At 79.0% G+C, this 2,288-nt stretch carries 1 pseudogene; it reads right to left on the bottom strand.

Going from position 1 to position 2,288, the window contains the following annotated elements:
• Positions 1-2,288 (bottom strand): annotated as a pseudogene (locus GPJ59_RS35595) (hypothetical protein); the annotation flags it as partial.

The following is a 2,288-nucleotide window of genomic DNA, read 5'->3' as shown; positions in this document are numbered from 1 at the left end:
TGCCACGTGCGCCCGTTGTCCGCTTCCGCCCCGCTCGCCGTCACCGCGCCGGCGCGGGCGGCGACGACCGGCTGCACGATCGTCCGCGCCGGCGCCGCGAAGCCGGACCCGGCCTCCTCGCCCGGCCCCCGGGGCACGGTCGCATCGGCCGTCGTCCGCTCGGCCTCGGCCGCGGCCTCGGCGACCGTCAGCTCGCCCGCCGCGCGTGCCTCCTCGACCAGGCGCTCGGCCTCCGCGGTCGCCTCGGCGCGGATCCGCTCGCCCTCGGCGCGGGACTCCTCCAGGGAGACCGCGGCCTCGGACCGGATCCGGTTGGCGTCGTCGCGGGCGTCCGCCCGGGTCCGCGCCGCGTCCCGCTCGGCCGCGGCCAGCGCGTCCGTCGCCTCGGTCCGCACCCGCTGCGCGTACTCGGCCGTGTCCCCGCGCAGCTGCTCGGCCTCGGCGATCGCGTCGGCGACCGTCCGCTCGGCCAGCGACTTGGCCGCGTCCGTCTCCGTCCGCGCCTCGGTACGGATGCGGCCCGCGTCCTCGGCGGCCCGCTCGCGCTCGGCGTACGCGTCGGCGCGGACCCGGTCCGCCTCCTCCTGCGCCTCCGTCCTCGTGCGCTCCGCCGCGTGCTCGGCGGCGCTGCGCAGGCCGGTGATCTCCTCCTCGGCCTCCTCGCGCAGCCCGGACACGGAGTCCCGCACCTGCTGCGCCGTGGCCTCGGCCGCCGCGACCAGCTCGGCCGCGCGCCGCTCCGCCTCCTCGGTGAGCCGGGCCGCCTCGGCCTGGGCCTCCTCCGAGCGGCGTCGGGCCGCCGCCAGCAGCTCCTCGCTCTGCTCCCGGGCCTGCGCCCGCTCGCTGTCGGCGTCCGTACGCGCCGAGGCCAGGGTCTCCTCCGCCTCCCGGCGGCGCCGCGCGGCCTCCTCCTGGGCGGCGGCCAGCGCCTCCGCGGCCTCCTCGGCGACCCGCTCGGCGGCCGCCTTGGCCTCCGCGCGCAGCCGGTCCGCGGTCTCCTGCGCCTCCCCGCGCACCCGCTCGGCCTCGGCCTCCGCCTCGCTGCGCAGCCGTACGGCGACCTGCTCGGCCTCCGCCCGGGTGCGGCCTGCGTCCTCGGCCGCGTCGGTCCGCAGCCGCTCGGCCTCCGCCGACGCCTCCGCCTGGAGGGTGCGGACGCGTTCCGCCGACTCGGCGCGCAGCCGGTCGGTCTCGTCCGTGGTCTCCTTGCGGATGGCCTCCGCCGCGGTACGGGCGTCGCGCAGCGTCTGCTCCGCCGTGGCCAGCCGGCCCTCGGCGTCCTGGTGCAGCCGGGTCAGCTCGGCCTCGGCCTCGGCCCGCTTGGCGGCCAGCGCCTGCTCGGTCTCCTCCCGGCGCGCCCGGGCCGCCGCGTCCGCCTCGGCCGTCACGGCCTGCGCCCGCTCCTCGGCCTCGGCGCGCAGCCGCTCCGCCTCGGCGCGGGTGCGCTCCAGGGTCTCCTCGGCCTGCGTGCGCAGCGTCGTCGCCCGCTCGATGGCCTCGGCCCGCACCCGCTCGCTCTCGGCGCCCGCGCCGGCCCGCAGTTCGTCGGCGTCCGACTTGGCCTTGGTCAGCAGCTCCTCGGCGGTCTTGGCCGCCTCCTCGATCTGCTGCACAGCCTCCCGGCGGGCCTCGCCGCGGATCCGCTCGCCCTCGGCGACGGCCTCCGCGCGCAGCTGCTCGGCCTCGCCGCGCAGCCGCCGGGCCTCCTCCTGGAGTTCGACGGTGCGGGCGCGGTACTCCTCGGTGTCGTCCTTCGCCGCGCCCTTGAGCTGCTCGGCGGTGGCCGCCGCCTGGACGCGCAGCCGCTCGGCCTCGGCCTCGGCCTGGCTGCGGATGCGCTCGGCCTCCTCGCTGGCCGCCCTGGTGGTGGCCCGGGCGTCCTCGGAGGCCTTGGTCAGCACCTCCTCGGCGGTCCGCGCGGCCTTCGCCAGCTGGGCGGCGGTGTCCTCGGCGGCCGCCGTACGGGCCTTCTCGGCGGCCTCGGTCCGCAGCCGCTCGGCCTCCGCGCGGGCGTCGGCCAGGGTCTGCTCGGCCTCGGCCTTGAGGGTCTCGGCCTCCTTCGTGGCCTCGCCGACCAGCCGCGCCACCTGCTCCTTGGCGGTGCGGGTGCGCTGCTCGCCCGCGGACTCGGCGGACGCCAGCTGCCGGGCAGCGCTCTCCTTGGCCTCGGCGAGCACCCGCTCGGCCTCGCCGCGCGCCTCGCGCAGCGCGCCGTCGGCCCTGTTTCTTATACACCTCTCCGAGCCCACGAGCACGAGGCTGGACTTTTTATCCGTACTCTGCTTGTA

This window comes from Streptomyces bambusae (assembly GCF_019400985.1).
Classification (GTDB): domain Bacteria; phylum Actinomycetota; class Actinomycetes; order Streptomycetales; family Streptomycetaceae; genus Streptomyces; species Streptomyces bambusae_A.
The sequence above is the reverse complement of the archived record's forward strand: the minus strand, read 5'-3'. Positions and strand labels throughout refer to the sequence as shown.